At 63.0% G+C, this 16,320-nt stretch carries 17 protein-coding genes; 12 read left to right on the top strand and 5 right to left on the bottom strand.

Annotated elements, in window-relative coordinates; all coding sequences use genetic code 11:
• The first annotated feature begins 122 nt into the window (after positions 1–122).
• The 3 genes from ACV7NQ_RS30375 (at position 123) to ACV7NQ_RS30365 (ending at position 2,922) form a co-directional block, all read left to right on the top strand.
• Positions 123–1,328 (top strand): cytochrome P450, encoded by a 1,206-nt coding sequence (locus tag ACV7NQ_RS30375; RefSeq protein WP_463362727.1) that lies wholly within the window; start codon positions 123–125, stop codon positions 1,326–1,328.
• Positions 1,329–1,518: 190 nt separating this feature from the next.
• Positions 1,519–1,827 carry a hypothetical protein gene (locus tag ACV7NQ_RS30370; protein ID WP_463362726.1) on the top strand — a complete coding sequence of 103 codons (309 nt, stop codon included), beginning with the start codon at positions 1,519–1,521 and terminating at the stop codon, positions 1,825–1,827.
• Positions 1,828–1,836: 9 nt separating this feature from the next.
• Positions 1,837–2,922, top strand: a complete 1,086-nt coding sequence (locus ACV7NQ_RS30365) for an NAD-dependent epimerase/dehydratase family protein (RefSeq protein ID WP_463362725.1) — start codon at positions 1,837–1,839, stop codon at positions 2,920–2,922.
• A gap of 555 nt (positions 2,923–3,477) precedes the next feature.
• On the opposite strand, the gene ACV7NQ_RS30360 is transcribed toward ACV7NQ_RS30365, so the two are convergent.
• Entirely contained in the window at positions 3,478–3,642 is a 165-nt protein-coding gene (locus ACV7NQ_RS30360) for a hypothetical protein (RefSeq protein WP_463362724.1), read from the bottom strand.
• Positions 3,643–3,705: 63 nt separating this feature from the next.
• Here ACV7NQ_RS30360 and ACV7NQ_RS30355 point away from each other — a divergent pair, with 63 nt between their 5' ends.
• From ACV7NQ_RS30355 to ACV7NQ_RS30325, 7 genes are all read left to right on the top strand, one after another.
• Complete coding sequence (locus tag ACV7NQ_RS30355) at positions 3,706–4,497, top strand: IclR family transcriptional regulator (RefSeq protein ID WP_463362723.1); 792 nt, start codon at positions 3,706–3,708, stop codon at positions 4,495–4,497.
• Positions 4,494–5,852, top strand: coding sequence for an acyclic terpene utilization AtuA family protein (locus ACV7NQ_RS30350; protein WP_463362722.1), 1,359 nt, complete (start codon positions 4,494–4,496; stop codon positions 5,850–5,852). The genes ACV7NQ_RS30355 and ACV7NQ_RS30350 overlap by 4 nt, the downstream gene beginning before the upstream one ends.
• A gap of 11 nt (positions 5,853–5,863) precedes the next feature.
• Positions 5,864–6,172 carry a DUF4387 domain-containing protein gene (locus ACV7NQ_RS30345; RefSeq protein ID WP_463362721.1) on the top strand — a complete coding sequence of 103 codons (309 nt, stop codon included), beginning with the start codon at positions 5,864–5,866 and terminating at the stop codon, positions 6,170–6,172.
• A 100-nt stretch (positions 6,173–6,272) separates the two neighbouring features.
• On the top strand, positions 6,273–6,869 hold the full coding sequence (locus ACV7NQ_RS30340; RefSeq protein ID WP_463362720.1) for an HD domain-containing protein: 597 nt from the start codon (positions 6,273–6,275) through the stop codon (positions 6,867–6,869).
• The gene (locus ACV7NQ_RS30335; protein ID WP_463362719.1) at positions 6,866–7,780 is read left to right on the top strand and encodes an isocitrate lyase/PEP mutase family protein; all 915 of its coding nucleotides are present in this window, start codon (positions 6,866–6,868) and stop codon (positions 7,778–7,780) included. The genes ACV7NQ_RS30340 and ACV7NQ_RS30335 overlap by 4 nt, the downstream gene beginning before the upstream one ends.
• 92 nt (positions 7,781–7,872) lie before the next feature.
• Complete coding sequence (locus tag ACV7NQ_RS30330) at positions 7,873–9,264, top strand: MFS transporter (RefSeq protein ID WP_463362718.1); 1,392 nt, start codon at positions 7,873–7,875, stop codon at positions 9,262–9,264.
• A 425-nt stretch (positions 9,265–9,689) separates the two neighbouring features.
• Entirely contained in the window at positions 9,690–10,754 is a 1,065-nt protein-coding gene (locus tag ACV7NQ_RS30325; RefSeq protein ID WP_463362717.1) for an alpha/beta hydrolase, read from the top strand.
• Between the two features lie 50 nt (positions 10,755–10,804).
• On the opposite strand, the gene ACV7NQ_RS30320 is transcribed toward ACV7NQ_RS30325, so the two are convergent.
• From ACV7NQ_RS30320 to ACV7NQ_RS30305, 4 genes are all read right to left on the bottom strand, one after another.
• Positions 10,805–11,047, bottom strand: coding sequence for a hypothetical protein (locus ACV7NQ_RS30320; RefSeq protein ID WP_463362716.1), 243 nt, complete (start codon positions 11,045–11,047; stop codon positions 10,805–10,807).
• Positions 11,048–11,736: 689 nt separating this feature from the next.
• Positions 11,737–12,273, bottom strand: coding sequence for a hypothetical protein (locus tag ACV7NQ_RS30315; protein WP_463362715.1), 537 nt, complete (start codon positions 12,271–12,273; stop codon positions 11,737–11,739).
• 215 nt (positions 12,274–12,488) lie between these two features.
• Positions 12,489–12,806, bottom strand: a complete 318-nt coding sequence (gene fdxA, locus ACV7NQ_RS30310; protein ID WP_463365876.1) for a ferredoxin — start codon at positions 12,804–12,806, stop codon at positions 12,489–12,491.
• A 487-nt stretch (positions 12,807–13,293) separates the two neighbouring features.
• Positions 13,294–13,824 (bottom strand): TetR/AcrR family transcriptional regulator, encoded by a 531-nt coding sequence (locus ACV7NQ_RS30305; RefSeq protein ID WP_463362714.1) that lies wholly within the window; start codon positions 13,822–13,824, stop codon positions 13,294–13,296.
• A gap of 447 nt (positions 13,825–14,271) precedes the next feature.
• Between ACV7NQ_RS30305 and ACV7NQ_RS30300 the strand changes: the two genes are divergently transcribed.
• Both ACV7NQ_RS30300 and ACV7NQ_RS30295 read left to right on the top strand, forming a co-directional pair.
• A complete protein-coding gene (locus tag ACV7NQ_RS30300; protein WP_463362713.1) occupies positions 14,272–15,834 on the top strand; it encodes a phytoene desaturase family protein in 1,563 nt (520 codons plus the stop codon).
• A gap of 102 nt (positions 15,835–15,936) precedes the next feature.
• On the top strand, positions 15,937–16,317 hold the full coding sequence (locus ACV7NQ_RS30295) for a Tn3 family transposase (protein WP_463362712.1): 381 nt from the start codon (positions 15,937–15,939) through the stop codon (positions 16,315–16,317).
• Positions 16,318–16,320 lie beyond the last annotated feature (3 nt).

Raw genomic sequence — 16,320 nt, 5'->3', positions numbered from 1 at the left:
GCACGGACAAAACCGAATATACCTGCAGTTATCAAGAATCGTTGCGCGGGCTCTGTTGAGCAATCTCTGAACGCAACCTAGCGTTCGGTTCATACTGAAACTCGCGCGCCAGGAGGAATCCAATGACCGAGCCGCTGACCACCGTTGTCTCGTTGCCTACCACCCGTCCCGCGGGCTGCCCCTTCGATCCACCCATCGAACTGGCGCAGCGTCGTGAGCGAAATCCGCTGACCCGCATGGTCTTTCCGGACGGCCACCAAGGTTGGCTGGCGACCGGGCATGCCACTGTGCGCGCAATCCTGGCCGATCCGCGCTTCAGTGCGCGAACCGAGCTCATGCGCTCTGCGCTGGCGGATCTCGGCCCACTGCCCCAGGCCCCGCCCGGCCACTTCCTCAACCTCGACGCACCCGAGCACACCCGCTACCGAAAGCTGTTGACCGGCAAGTTCACCGTCCGGCGGATGCGACTGCTCACCGAGCGGGTGGGACAGATCAGCACCGAATACCTGGACGCCATGGAACGAGCCGGTGGTCCGGTGGATCTGGTGAAGTCGTTCGCCTATCCGGTTCCGGCGCTGATGATCTGTGAACTGCTCGGTGTGCCCGAAGTTGATCGGGATCGGTTCCAGCACCTGGTAGCCAACCTGGTCGCCAATTTCAACGATCCGGATGTGCCCCTCGAACAGGGCATCGCGGCCTTCGAGGAGACACGGGAATATATGCGGCAGCTGGTCGCCGCCAAACGAACCGAACCGACCGACGACCTGCTCAGCGATCTGACCCGCACCGATCTCGCGGAAGACGAACTCACCGGAATGGCTGTGCTGCTGCTGATCGGCGGATTCGACACCACCGCGAATATGTTGGCACTCGGCACTTTCGCGCTGCTGCGCCACCCCGAACAGCTAGCCGCGCTACGCGCCGATCCCGATCTCGCCGATCGGGCGGTCGAGGAGCTGATGCGCTACCTGACCATCGCCCACACCTTCACCCGTTCCGCCCTGGCGGATGTCGAACTGGCCGGACAGGTGATTAAAGCCGGTGAGACGGTGGCGCTTTCGGTGCAGGCCGCCAATCGCGATCCGGCCAGATTCGACCATCCGAACAGTCTCGACCTGCGGCGCAATGCGACGGGACACCTGGGATTCGGACATGGCATCCATCAGTGCCTTGGCCAGCAGCTGGCCCGGGTCGAAATGCGAACCGCACTGCCCGCCTTGATAACCCGGTTTCCGACCCTGCGGCTCGCGACGGCGGCGGACGAGGTCCGGATGCGCCCGGATGGTATCGGTGTCTATGGTGTGCAACGGCTTCCGGTCACCTGGTAGGAGAGCCGATCACCGGCTGCCTACATCCCGATCGCGTACAGCAGCCATCCGATGACGACGTCCTGTGGTGCGCATGCTTCCCAATCCGTAACTGGTCAGGTGGTTGCGGTTCCGGTCTGATGGCGGGAGTCGCTGGGGTTTGACGGCGGGTCCTTTGTGATCTGGACTGTTGGTGGCCAATGATGTTGTGGTGTCCAGTGATCCGCGTCCCTCGTATGAGGAGTTGGCCGCGCTTGTGGCGCGGCAGGCGGATCTGCTGGCCCGCCAGGATGTGGTGATCGTGCAGCTCGAGGCCGAGGTTCGGGAGTTGAAGCGGGGGCGTTGTCCGGTCGATGACCGCGGGGTGGGCTCGCCCGTGACTGCGGGCAGTCGCGGGCTCGCTGTGCCACCACCGAATACCGCGGCAGATATCGACCTACCGCTGTCGGCCATGCAGATGAGGCGAATTCTGATGGCGCTGACGCCCGCCGGAGGAACGGTGCCGTCGGTTTTCTCTTAGGCTCGTGTGATGCCTGATGCCCTCATCCTGGGTGGGACCGGTGTGGTCGGACGTGCGATAGCGGCACACTTAGCGGCCACAAACTGGCGGGTGGAGGTAACTGGGCGCAACCCCGCCAATATGCCTGCCGAACTCCGCACGGCTGGAGTCGATTTCATCGTGGCAGACCGCGCCGATGCTGGTCGACTGCGCCCCATCGTGGGCGACGGGGTAGACCTGCTGGTCGACTGCGTCTGCTACACCGCAACGGACGCGCACTCACTGGTGGAGTTGGCCGCCGACGCTGGATCGACAGTACTCATTTCGAGCAAGGCGGTATACGTCGACGCCGAAGGCAATCATGCGAACTCAGAGGTCGAGCCGCGATTCGATGGCCCGATCAGCGAGTCGGCACCCACCCTGGCTGCGAGCAATATTGATTACCGGTCCCGCGAGGGTTACGGGCCGAACAAGGTTGCGGCAGAGCAGGTCTCGCTCGACAGTGGGCTGGCGATCAGCGTGTTGCGGCCATCGAGGGTCCATGGGGTCGGCGGGGGCCGCCCACGCGAATGGGTGTTCGTAAAGCGCATCCTGGACCGGCGCACCACCGTGCTACTCGCCCAGCGTGGCGCTGGGATGGTCCACACCACCGCCGCGGCCAACATCGCCGCGTTAGTCGAAGCCATCGCCCACACACCAGGTGCACGAATCCTCAATATCGCTGATCCCGATTCACCGAGCGCTCTCGACATCTCCCGCACGATCGCCAAGCACCTCGATCATCAGTGGAACGAGGTGCTCCTCGACGATCAGGCGGATGACCGGCTCGGTGTGACACCGTGGGATTCAGCCCACCCCGTTGTGCTCGACACCTCTGCAGCTATCGCGCTCGGCTATCGGCCGGCCGGTGACTACGCGACAACGGTTGCCGCACAGATCGACTGGCTTATCGACACAGCCAAAGCCGGAGACCAGGCGCGGGTCCTTCCGGCTGCCGAGGATCCGTACTTCCGCCACTTCTTCGACTACACGGCCGAAGACCGATTCCTGGCGCAGCTGTGCATGGAATCGACGCATTCCGCGCAAGCGCGGCCGCCAGGCTTGTCCAGCGGGTAGTGCAATGCGGATAGAAGTCGGCGCAAAGCGACAATGCAGCTAAGCAAGAACAACCCCGGTCAGAGCCCTGCTCCACTGAAATCTACCGTGGCGATGATCAAGTCCCGGGAAGCCGAGCAATAGTGCACGGTCGGAATATCTCCCCTCCACCAGTGAGCTGATGCGTCCGCTCGTGGAGGCCGTAGTCGCTTCGTTCGCCGACTCGTCACACCACATCCCGCCTGCATGTCACGGTCGCCGGAAGGGTCGAGTCCCATGAGCATCCCGAACTTGCCGAGCAACTCGACGACCTGTTCCAGCGTCATCTCACCGGCGTACGGATGCCGGTCCCGATCAACCACGTATGAACCCCTGTCATTTTCAGGATCGTCTGCACAAGACCCCCTTACAAGAACAATTCTCGACGTCCGCAGTACGTGAACACGATCGGCGGTCAGATGGCCGCGTCGAACCACTCGCCTTGTGAGCGAGAGGTCGACGGTCACCATCGCCGACCTCGCGAACTGCCCCAGCTCGAAGCAGGATTGAACCGCTGAACGGCCACGTCCGCCAAGATCAGCCGTCACGGCCAGGCGCTCGACGTCGGCGGCAAGGCGGTGCCAGGCCATGGGCGCGGACGGCGTCGATGCCTGCGTGTCGGACGACGTTGCGGAGCACGGCGGTGCCGATGATGGCGTCGTCGGCGTAGCCCAGGACGGGGATGAAGACAATCGTTGACATCAGCGGACAGCCGGAGCTAGCGTCGACCACGTGACCCATCCATTGGAAGATGAGTTTCAACCAATGAAACTCAATGATCCCAAGGAGAACTCGACCACACGGACGCTTTCCCGCGGACTGGCTGTGCTCTCGGAGATCCTCGGCGCTGATACCCCACCCAACCTCACCGAACTCGCACTGTGCACGGGACTGGCGAAGGCGACCGTTTCACGACTACTGGCCACCCTGGTCGAATCGGGATTCGCTTCCCAGCAGCCCGGTGGTCAGACCTACTTCGCCGGTCCGTCGATCGCCCGCTGGCTGCGCACAAGTCCGCTCGAAGCACTGCTCGCCGAACAGGCGGCCCCCCTGCTGGACACCCTGCGGGATCTGTCCGGGGAGACTGCCGTGCTGTGCGTGCCCACCTGGCCGGACCGAGTCTGCATCGTCTGTAGCCTCTCTGATTCACCCATCCGTGCGCAGAAGAGCATCGGCGAGAGCGCGCCGCTGAGCCGCGGTTGCAGCGGACGGGCGTTCCTGGCCTTCGCTAAGGAGACGTACGTGCACGCGGCCCTGCAAGCCCGGCCGTTGTACCGGAGCACCAAGGCATCGATCGCCGACAACGGCGAACTCTTCGCCCGGCTCGAGGTCGAGCGCGAACAGGGCTACTCGATGTCGGTCGAGGGCACCTTCCCGGATATGAACGGCATCGCCGTCCCAGTCTTCGCTTCCACCTCCGCGATGCCCATCGCGATCATCAACATCAGCGGCCCCTCCTCCCGGTGGACGCGCACCAAGATGGAGGCCTTCGCACCCACCTTGAAGGAGCACGCCGCACAACTCACCAGCTATTTCACTTCGGAGACGACTTCATGATCAAGGCAGTGGCGGCGACAGGACAGCTCGGCACCGGATTCAAAGCTCACACCCTCGCCGAGGCGGCCGTAGGGGCGGATTTCATCGGCTGCGACGCCGGATCCTCCGATCCCGGTCCCTATTACCTCGGCTCGGGCATGACCCAGTCGTCCAACGCTGCAGTCTCCCGCGATCTCGAGCTGATGATCGGCGAGGGCCTGAAGAACGGCATCCCGGTGCTGATCGGCTCAGCCGGCACAGCCGGAGCCCGGCCGCACCTGAAGCACACGGTGGAGATCATCCGGCAGCTCGCGGCCAAGAACGACTGGCATTTCACGCTCGGCATCGTGGACAGCGAGGTATCCGCGGACCAAGTCGTCGAGGCCTACCGCGCCCAACGCCTCACCCCACTGAACGGCGCACCCGAGATCGACGAGGACTCCATTCGCGCGGCGTCGCATATCGTCGCGATGCAAGGTCCGGAATGCTTCATCGAGGCCCTGGAGAAGGGCGCCCAGGTCGTCATCGCCGGGAGATCGAGCGATACCTCGATCTTCGCCGCCGTACCGATGATGAACGGCATCCCGGAGGGCATCGCCTTCCACGCCGCCAAGATCCTGGAGTGCGGCGCCGCCTCGGTGGTCGAGCGGATCTACCCCGATTCGATGGTGGCCTATCTCGACGAGGACGCCTTCACCGTCGAGCCGCCGAATCCGCTCATGCTCTGCACGCCGCAGAGCGTCGCTTCCCACAGCTTCTACGAGACCGCGGACCCGTTCCGGCTGGCCGAACCGAACGGCACGCTGATAACGACGGATTCGGTGTACACCGCGACCTCCGACCGGGCAGTGCGAGTCACCGGCAGCAGATTCGAACTCACCGACGACTACACGACCAAACTCGAAGCGGCCACACTCACCGGCTACCGGACCGTCGTCTTCGCCGGGGTCCGCGACCCGTTACTGGTCGACCAGATCGAGGGGTTCGTGGACAAGACGGACGGTGTCATCCGCGGCAAGATCGCCGACAGCCTCGGCGTCAGCCCCGACGAATACACGATGCGCTGGAACATCTACGGCAAGAACGGCACGCTCGGCCCCTTCGAACCGGAGAGCCACGTGACCGGCCACGAGGTCGCGCTCATGATCGACATCATCGCGAAGACCCAGGAAACCGCTCAGGCCATCGGCTCGGTCGCCTGGCACACGGCGCTGCACCAGCCGATACCCGAATACAGCGGCCTGGTGAGCAACCTGGCCTTCCCGATCTCGCCTCCGGCAATCGCCGCCGGAGCGGTCTACGAATTCTCGATCAACCACGTAATGCACGTCGACAAGCCGGGCGACACCTACACCCTGACCGTCGAAGAGACATAGGAGACCCCGCCATGACGCAACTCCACGAACTGGCGCGCCTGATCAGGAGCAAAAACGCCGGACCGTTCGAATTGACGATCGATATCATGTTCGAGAACCAGGAATCCTACGACCGAGTGCGCAAGTCCGGGATGCTCAGCACCGACCGGATCGCGAAGCTCTACTCCGTCGATCCGTCCGTGGTCCAGTCGTTCGAGGCGGACACGGCGCTCGCGATCAAGATCTCGCTGCCCCGACCGATGTCATCGGGCAGTCGCACCGATACCGACATCTTCGGCGGCCAGTTCCACAGCCCGATCGTCCGGTTAGAGATCCCGTAGCCGCTCGCGCAGCGGCTCACGGACCCGACGATCAACCACGACGACGCACCCCCATTACCCGCGGCCACGGCCGCCCATCCGAGAAGAGCCAGGTAGGACAATGACGCGCAAAACCGACAACGCGCACCAGAACCTCGAATCCATCCGGGAATTGCTCCCGGAGATCGCGCAGATCGGCGACGACACGCTCCGCGGGATCGTCGAGGAGATCTGGGATCAGGTCTGGCAGGAGAGCGACTGGGAGGATCTCGCCGATATCCCGAAGAACCCCTCCTCGCCCGCGGCGCCCGCCCGGGTGCCGAACGCTTGGACCCTGGTGACGCATACCCGCGCGGTCGCCCAGCTCGCGATCACCTCGGCGGAAACCATCCGGACCTTGCACGGGATCGACTACGACCATGATTCACTGCTCGCGCTGGCTCTGCTACACGACGTCAGCAAAGTCGTCGAGTACGAGGGCACGAAGGACGCGATCGAGAAGGGCCGGATGGGCAACCTCATCCAGCACGGCGTCTACGGCGCATTCCTCATGTGGAAGCACGGACTTTCCCACGAGATGGTGCACGGGGTGATCTCGCATACGCCGTCGTCCAGGGTGCTGCCGCAGACTCACGAGGCGTTGATCGTGCGGTACGTCGACTTCCTCGACACCGACGCGATGCTGCTGGACGCCGGCGAAAAGCTGTACCTGAAATGACCGCGAATCAGTCCGGTATGCCGTCCGAAGCCGTCTCGCTCTCCCAGGGCGCGAAATACCGCCGCCTGCTGGTCGGGCCCGATATCGTCATCCAGCCCTCGCTGCCCGACCCGCTGTCGGCACGGATCGCCCAGGACGTCGGCATCCCCGCTGTGAGCCTCGGCGGATATGCGATGGGGGCGCATCGCTCCACCACGGAGCCTCTGCTCTCCCTCGAGGACGTCGCCGCCATGATGCGCAATATCCGTGCCGTCGCGGATCTGCCGGTCATGGTCGACGCGGGCGCCGGCTGGGGCGAGCCGATGCACGTCATGCACACGGTCCGGACCCTCGAGCTGGCCGGCGCCGCCGCAGTCCACATCGAGGACCAGGCCTTCCCCAAACGAGCGCATTACCACAAAGGCGTCGAACACGTCGTCTCCCTCGAGGAACTCGTCCAAAAGATCCGCGCCGCCATCGCTGCCCGGACCGATCCAGACTTCGTCATCTGCGCGCGTACCGATGCAATGCGCACGGACGGATACACCGAGGGGATCCGGAGGGCGAGAGCCTGCATGGACGCCGGGGCCGACGCCGTCATGATGTTCCCCAACAACGACGAGGAAACCGAAGCCGCACCGAAGGACCTTCCCGGGGTCCCGCTGGTGTACGTCAACAGCACCGGGAACGACCAGGGGCGGGGCGTCTATCCCGCATCGGTACTACAGCAATGGGGCTGGAAGGTTGCCTATGACTCCATCAGCGTCACCAATGTGATGTTCTCCGCGGTCAAGGAATTCTTGACGAGGCTCGAGAACACCGGTGATCCAGGGTTCGACCAGGCCGCGGTCCAGCAGATCCGCAAGGACGTGGAGCGCACCATCGGCCTCAACGAGCTCTATGAGCTGGAAGCCCGCACCGTAGAGAAATAACGCCAGAAACACTCTTCCCAAAACAGGCGTTCGGTCACCGCACCGAAGCCGCGATGAAGCACGTCGCGACACAGAAAAACGAGAACCATCCCATGACCACACATACCAACGATCCAGGAATCGTCGAAAGCTCCGCGCAACGACGCCGCACCATCACCGCCGCCGCAGCCGGGAACTTCGTCGAGTGGTACGACGCCGGGATCTACGGGATTACCGCTGTCATGCTCTCCAAGGAGCTGTTCCCCAGCAATATGCCGCCGTCGATCAGCCTGCTCAACACCTATGCGCTGTTCGCGATCTCCTACCTGCTCCGCCCGTTCGGCGGCGTCATCTTCGGGCATATCGCGGACAAGCTCAGCCGTAAGCGTGCACTGTCGGTGACCATCATCCTCACGAGTCTCACGACCGGATTGATCGGCCTGATCCCGACGTATCACGCCATCGGTTGGCTGGCCCCGATCCTTCTGCTGCTCTTCCGGCTGGTCCAGTCGATGGGCACCGGCGGCGAATACACCACGGCGGTCAGCTTCGTGTACGAACACGGACCGAAGGGCAAGAAGGCCACCTCCGTCGGCGCGCTCACCTCGCTCACGTTCATGGGCTTCCTCATCGGCTCGCTGTTCTCCACCATTCTGAACGGGGTGCTGCCGACCGGTGGTTACCAGAGCTACGGCTGGCGGATCCTGTTCCTGATCGCGATCCCGATGGGGCTCATCGGTCTCTATCTGCGGCGCCGGACAGAAGAGGGACCCGAGTTCAAAGCCATCCAGAAGGCACGAGAGGCGACGAGTGGACAGGCGGTCCCAATCGTAGAGGCCTTCCGTCTGCACTGGAAGCGGATCCTGCTCTTCACCGGATTCATGGGCGCCTGGGCGACGTCGGCCACGCTGCTGACGAACTACCTGCCCACCTTCCTCCGCGCGAACAAGGACCTAACGCCGACGCTGGCGAATGCGGCGAACACCCTGGCGAGCGTCTTCGTGGTGATCCTCGTGCTGGTCTTCAGCCCGGTCGCGGACCGGGTCGGGCTGCGCAAGGCGATGATCATCGGATCGATTGTCATCACCGTCGGCGTGTTCCCAGGCTACGCCCTGGCCGGGACCGGACTGGTCGGCGGATTCCTTGGCGCTGCACTGCTGGGAGCCTGCAAGGGCATCCTCGCCGTGCCGGTGCTGCTCGCCGTCAGCCAGATCTTCCCGGCCGGCGTCCGGGTCACCGCCGGCGGCCTCTCCTACAACGTCGCGACCTCACTGCTCGGCGGCACCGCACCATTCGTCGCGGTCTGGCTGACCGATCTGACGCACAGCTCGCTGTCGATCTCCGCCTACCTGATGTTCTGGGGGATCGTCACGCTGGTCATCACGCTGGTCTGCGCGAATAAGTGGATCGCGGAATCGGAGAGCCATTCGGGCGATGCGGCCCTCACCCGCAAGCCGGCCCGGCAGAGCCGGATCAGCCGTTGCCAGCAAGAGATCGCAAACTAGTGCGAGAGCAAAGTGGCAGGGCGGCCATCGCGGCCGGTTCGATCCAGTCGAGGTAGCAGCTCGCGTCCTAAGAGAACCATCCGGTCGGTGTAGCCGCGACGCACCCTTTCGATGAGGTGTCGCGCGGGCCTCGAAGGTGGTGTCCAGGTTGATGCCGAAGCGGTCCATGCCAAGGACAAAGCCGTCGAAGGACCGGGTAGTGAGGACGAATGGCCATCTGTGATAGAACTGTGATAGAACTATCACAGAACTGTGATAGACGACCTTGCGAAGGAGGTCGTCGTATCGAAAGCTCAATTGGACCGGAGCGCGGATATGTCCGGATGTGCCAGCATAGTATCGACTTTCAGGCAATACGACTTGATCGATGAGTATCGGCCGGTAATCAACCCCGTCGAAATTACGGTCGAAGCGGTCGGCGAACGATGACAGCGAGTAGGGTCGACGAACCCGGAGGGCCGGAGGAGACACAATCGCGAAGCGCTGCTGCGGCCCGACCGGGTGCGGATGTCCCGCAGAACGCAAGCATCGTGGTGAATCCGGATGGACCGAGCGCAGCAGCGCGGGTTCTGTGGGCGACCTGCCTCGGGGTGGTGCGGCCGATCCTGCGCACCGTGCCGATCACGCCGGCGACCATTCCGATCGGCGCGGCCGCGATCGATGGGCTGGCGCGGTTGCGGCCGCGGCCGCAGGGCATTGATCGGGAACGGGTGACGCTGGACGGTTTCGGCATGGAGATCATCCGTCCGTCCGGCGCCGCGAGGGCGTTGCGCCACGGCGCGGTGCTCTACATGCACGGTGGCGGATTCGCGGTCTGTGGGCTCGACACGCATCGTCCTGTCGCGGCGAGTCTGGCCCGGAGCACCGGGCTGCCGGTGGTCAATGTCGGCTACCGCCAGCTGCCGGGACGCCGCATTTCGGAGTCGGTCGAGGACTGCCTGAACGCCTATTGCTGGCTGTTGCGGCACGGAGCGGATCCAGCGCGAATCGTTTTGGCGGGCGATTCAGCGGGCGGCTACTTGGCCTTCGCCACCGCGTTGCGCGCCATCGACGCCGGACTGCCCGTTCCAGCGGGGCTGGTCGGGCTCAGCCCGCTGCTCGATCTGGACTACGCCGCCAAGCGCGATTACGTGAACATCGAACGGGATCCTTTTATCCCGCTGTCGGCGCTCGAGGCGGTGGTCCGGATCGGCGCCGAGGTCGATGGCACGCTCGATCCGATGCTGTCGCCGGTCAACGGCGAGCTGGCGGGCCTGCCGCCCGCGCTGCTGATCGCCGCCGAGGACGAGATCCTGCGCTACGACTGCGAACTCATGGCGCGCCGGCTCACCGCGGCCGGGGTGTCGAACTCACTGGAGCTGTGGCGCGGCCAGGTGCACGCGTTCATGAGCATCCTCCCCGATCTGCCCGAGGGCAGGGCGGCACTCGGACGAGTCGCGCGTTTCGTCCGTGCCCGCCTCGACCTACCCGAACGGGCTCGGACGGCCTGACCTGGATCGGCCGGACGAGTCGACCCCGCCCCGGCAACACCGGGGCGGGGTCACTTTTTTGGGAAGTGCCAGCGCGGCTCGAGCGCGCCGACCAGCAGCGCCGAGGCGGCCGCGAATCTCCTCCGCAGTACCTGGTATTCGAGCTGCAATGGAGTCGCGAACAGCCCGATATCGTCGCGTCCTCGGAAGTCGACATCCGCGATCCGCAAACCGGTGTCCCGGTCCTGATCCTGAATACTGCCCCTCTGGTTCAAGAAGCCAACGACGCCCACCTCGAACGCATGAATCAACACGGTTGGAACAACCAATCTTCACGACGCGCGAGGACGCCAGGATCAATGGCTTGCGGCCGGTCGCCGCAGGCCGTCTGGCGGCGAAACTTGCAGACTCGCCTCCACCGCACCCGAGACGCGGGGGTCGGGAGTGCTTCGAAACCCCCTTCACCCCATACCCGAATCCCCCTTCACCCCTCAACCCGACCACACCGGTCGTATCCTCTAAAACCACCTCCATGCAGCGGAAACCATACACGCAAACTGAAAAGGGAGCACTCCCCCAGAGAGAACGCTGACACCCCCGTCAACACCGAGACACGTCAACACACATCCGCGTCAACATCCCGGTCAACAAATCCTGTTGACGAAAAAAGCCGCAAACCAGAGAAAACACCCTTTGACCTGCGGCTTTCATCTACTACACCTGTGGGCGAAGGGGGACTTGAAGCACTTCCGGTTCCCCGTGCTCGCACGTGCATTTCGGTGCAATATCCTGCGGTCCAAGTGATTTCGGCACGCTGACAATCGCTACCGTAACGCCGAGGTGTTGACCCGGTCAACATCCCCCGCCGGGGGATCACCCTCGGCGAGTCACCCCAAGCGCAAGCCCGCCACTGACGTCCACGAGCGCCTATTGGGTCCATCGAAACAGTCAATTCAGGTGGCCCGGTCGGCCGAAATCCGATCGGCCAACCGGGCTCCGTCACTTACGTCGTCGGACCGGGCAGGTTCTTCAGTCGCGGAATCTTCGCGGCAAGAACCTGCGCCGCCGCAGCGCTGGCAGTGCGGTCGAGATGCCCATACCGCTCGTCAGTCGCGTCGTAGGAGTCGTGGCCGGCATCACGGGACACCACGAACATCGGCACACCACTCAACAGGCGCCAGCTGATCCCGGTGTGCCGCAACGTATATGGGATCGGACGTTTACCGCCCAGCCGATCGAACACGTTGCCCCGGTCGTCGACCTCGATCAGCTCACGCAACGCGGGCAGGAACGCTTCTTGATATTCGGCAGGTTCGAAGAACACCATCTCCGGTACGTCATGGCGCGGCAACCGGGTACCGATACACGGGTTGTAGCCGATCAACGGCTTCGGCCGCATCCCCGCCGCCACGGCCATCGCCGAAGCGAAGAAACCCTGCTTGTTCGCGATGGTCTTGCCGCTGTTGCCCTTCTCCTCCAGCCACAACACCCATGCAGCGTCGGTGAACTGGGTGACCGCCTCCAACGGGAGGTGTCCCATGAACGGGGCGATGTCGTTGACGATGTAGGCGCGGTACTTGCGTTTCGTGTACGGCTCGACATTAGTCAGGGTCTACGATGTCAGCCGCGGCCACCACCAATTCAGTTGTGTCCCACACAAACACGACATGATCACGCGGCGGCCGCCCTACTACCAGCAGCTCCCACGACCGCCGCTGCCGTCACCGCGGGGAGATCCAAAGTCCGGCTGGAGTACTAACTTCTCTCAGGCAAGCTTTTGATGAGTGGCGGATCATGGGCAATTCTGCCGATCTTGCCTGCACCGCCCGGCGACCCGAGACTTTCGAAGAAGTCCACGTTCGCGATGACGTACCGCGTCCATTCTTCGGGGATATCATCTTGATAAAATATCGCCTCGACGGGACAGACCGGCTCGCACGCGGCGCAATCGACACATTCGTCGGGCTGAATGTACATCGATCGCTCGCCTTCGTAAATGCAGTCTACCGGACACTCTTGCACACAGGCCTTGTCCAATATATCGACACACGGTTCGGCAATTACATACGTCATGCGAATATCCTTGTTCTGCGTGGTCGAATCCTGCGTTCCGCCGAAGCAAACCGAAGACTTCACCTGCGTGAGCTTGTACGGGTTCGGAGGCAGCAAGCATTTTCGCGCTGGCAACGATTCCCGGATCGAGCGGCCGACTCGACGGGGTGTTCGAAGGGATCCGCACCTCTTTGCGCCCCAGAGGGGCAGGACCGCTACTCATCTCCCCGTCTCCTGCACAAGGAGTATCGCGAGCCATCAGGAGAATGTCAACTATGAAACAACTATGTCAGTCCTGACATAGTTGTTGTGGACTGCCTCGCGCCGCACCCGGTCGACCCGGGGTCGCCGCGCCGATCCAGCGGCGGGGAGCGACTGGCGGAGATCCACACAAGCGCAGGTCAATCAGTCATGGACCTGCGGCATTGCCGAACAGTCGTCGATGATGCAGCTTCGGGCGACAGGGTGGCGATCAAGTCGCTTTCGCTGTACCGAGAACCGCGACGCCTCACATCGTCACTACGAGTCCTGACTTCATGAACTCCATGGATCGGTTGACGAGAGTACCCAAGTCCTCGGCGCAGCCGCCTTGGCCCCAGACTTCGACGGCGGTTACGAGACCGGCCGCAACCGCCCCTCCTGCCACGCGAGCGAACAACTCGATATCCGCATGGTCGGCATGTCGACTCTTTATGAAATCGGTGATCACGCTGCCGAACGACGCCTGGACAACTCTGAGATGGCTCACGATCTTGTCGCCGTTGATCAGACTTGCGCGCAGCAGTGCCGCTTGCCGGACGATCTCCGCATCATGCGGAAAGGCTTGTACGCTCGCCAGGATCGAGTCGAATATATCCTCGGTCCGCGGCCTCATCGCAAGCGCCGTCGACAACCAATCAAGGTGATTTTCATAATCCTGGAAGAGTACCGACTCCTTGGTCGGAAAGTGACGATAGAACGTACGCTCGGTCACCCCCGCTGCCTTCGCCAAGGCTGCCACAGTGACTGCGTCATAACCCTGTTGGGTGAATTGTTCCAAAGCAACTCTTCGGAGCGACTCACGTGTATCGAGCCGCCGGAGTTCATGGCGATTGGTCGTCGGTGGCACGTACCGAGCCTACATGTGAAGGACGCAGGCGACGCCGATAGCCGGTCGGCTATCCTGCCTGGCCCTCGTGGCAGGCACCGTCCGAGGCGCGAGCTGCCGTGACCGCCCGCCGGACATGTTTCCCCTGGAACGAGCGCGTTGCCATGTCCACCAACCTGGAATTGTGGTCGACAGACGACCATCGCAAGACGTGTCAGCTCTGACTCAATAATGTCATCATTGACATGCCGGGCGCGCAGCTGCGATGCTTACGGCGCCGCGGTCGGCCGATCAGGAAGTCACCCCGATCGGCATCGCCTGATGTTTCACGTTTCGGAAAGGTGCGGAGCCGAGCGCCGCCGATAATTCGTGGCATCTTGCCGGTTTGAAAGGGACAGAATGACTGAGTACGACGCAATAATTATTGGAGCAGGACACAACGGACTTGCCGCAGCTGCAATCCTTGCACGAGCCGGCCGCCGCACGTTGTGCCTGGAGGCGAATACTTACAGTGGCGGAATGGCAGCGACTGTTGAACTGATCGATGGGTTTCAATTCGAAATCGCGGGGTCAGTCCAATTTCCGTTGTCGAGTGCCATCGTCAAAGACTTGGGGCTCGATGCGCTCAGCACGATTGAGCCCGAGGTGATGTCGGTCAACCTTGGTGGGGTGGACGACGAGCCGATGATCTTCTACCGCGATCCCATGCGATTGATGAATCACCTCAACGACAAGCACGGACAGGCCGCCGTCGCAGGAATGGCCGAGTTATTGGCGTGGAGCTCCGCTCCGGCCCGCGCCCTCGGCCGGTTCGACGTGCGACAACCGCCGAAGAGCTACGACGAAATGTTTGCATGCGCGACCAACGAAGCGGAGCGGGCAGCGATCAACGACATACTCTTCGGATCCGCGGCAGACGTCCTCGACAGATACTTCCCGGACAAGAAGAAGCATGCTGTAGTGCGGGCAATGCTCGCATTTCTCGCCGTCAACTCGACATATCGAGGTCCGCAGACCCCCGGAAGTGCGACTTGCCTCGCCTTCGCGTTGGCGCTGCCAGCCGACGGCGCAGCCATGATGACCAAATACAAAGGCGGTGTGGGAGCTTTGTCCCAACACCTGCGCCAACTCTACGAGTCACACGGGGGCGAGATCCGATTCCGACGCAAAGTCAACAAGGTCCTTGTGGAATCCGGCAACGTCGCTGGCGTCCAGTTGACCGATGGCTCGATCATCAGGTCGCCGGTCGTGATCTCGAATCTGGACCCGGGCGTCACCCTCACCCGTATCGTTGAACCGGGCCTGATGCCGCCGGACCTCGTGACTCGCCTGTCCACCGTCGACCATCGAGCGGCGTACATCCAAATGCATTTTGCGCTGGACGGATTGCCGGAGTACATCTCGAAGTACGATTTCCTCAACGAGCCGGGGATGCAAGGATCGGTCAGTATGTTCTGCTCCGCTGAAGAGTTGCAGGATCAATGGGCGGACTGTCAAAAGGGGGTCATTCCCGAAAATCCGGCGGTGGGTATGCAGATTCCGACTGTTCACGACCCGGAGATGGCCCCCAACGGCAAGCACGCTGCCAGCGCATTCGCCTTCTGCTTTCCGGTCGAGTCGGATCGGACGAAACAGGGAAAACTCAAGGAAGACATGGCCGAGAGGGTGATCGAGCGGATCAGTCGCTACGCACCCAACTTCAGAGATATCGAGCGCCGTCATATTACATTCGCCTCCTACCACATGGAGTCGATGTTCGGCTGCCCGGGCGGAGATTTCTGCCACGGTCTGCTGCACCCCGATCAAATGGGCCGCAACCGTCCTGGACCACGAGGGTACGTAGATTTACCGATTCCAGTAGGCGGACTCTACCTTGCGAGCACCGGCTGTCACGGCGGCCCTGGGATCACCGTCATCCCCGGCTACAACGCGGGTTACCAAGCACTGGAGGACACCGAATAACGGCCGGCTGCAATACGATCGGCGGTCGGTATCGATCAGCGGGCACCGCCCGGTACGTCGCTCAATCCCGGAAGAACGGTGACGAGCCGAAACAGGGGCACGGTGACGGAGCAGGTGCCCGATGAGGCCGCGATCAACACGCAGCTCAACCTGACCGAGGCCCGCCATGCCATGGCCCGGCGGATCTTCTTCGGCAACCTCGGTGAGTTGCGGCAGCGCTACGTGACCGGCATGGAGGACCAATTGGGGGCGTTGGGTTTGAGCCTCAACTGTGTGGTGTGGTGGAACTCGCTGTATATCGACGCTGCCGTCCGTCGGCTGGAGGCCGACGGCATGGTGATCCCATCCGAGGTCAAAGCGCGGATCCACCCGCTGATGTTCGACCACATCAACTTCAATGGCCGCTACCCCATCGCCCGGCCCGACCTGGGCAGCAACCTACGGCCCCTGCGCGAGCCCGGGACCGACGAGGACGACGGCTGACCG

The organism is Nocardia sp. Tas62D01 (assembly GCF_055232035.1).
This window is presented reverse-complemented; position numbering and strand designations above follow the sequence as displayed.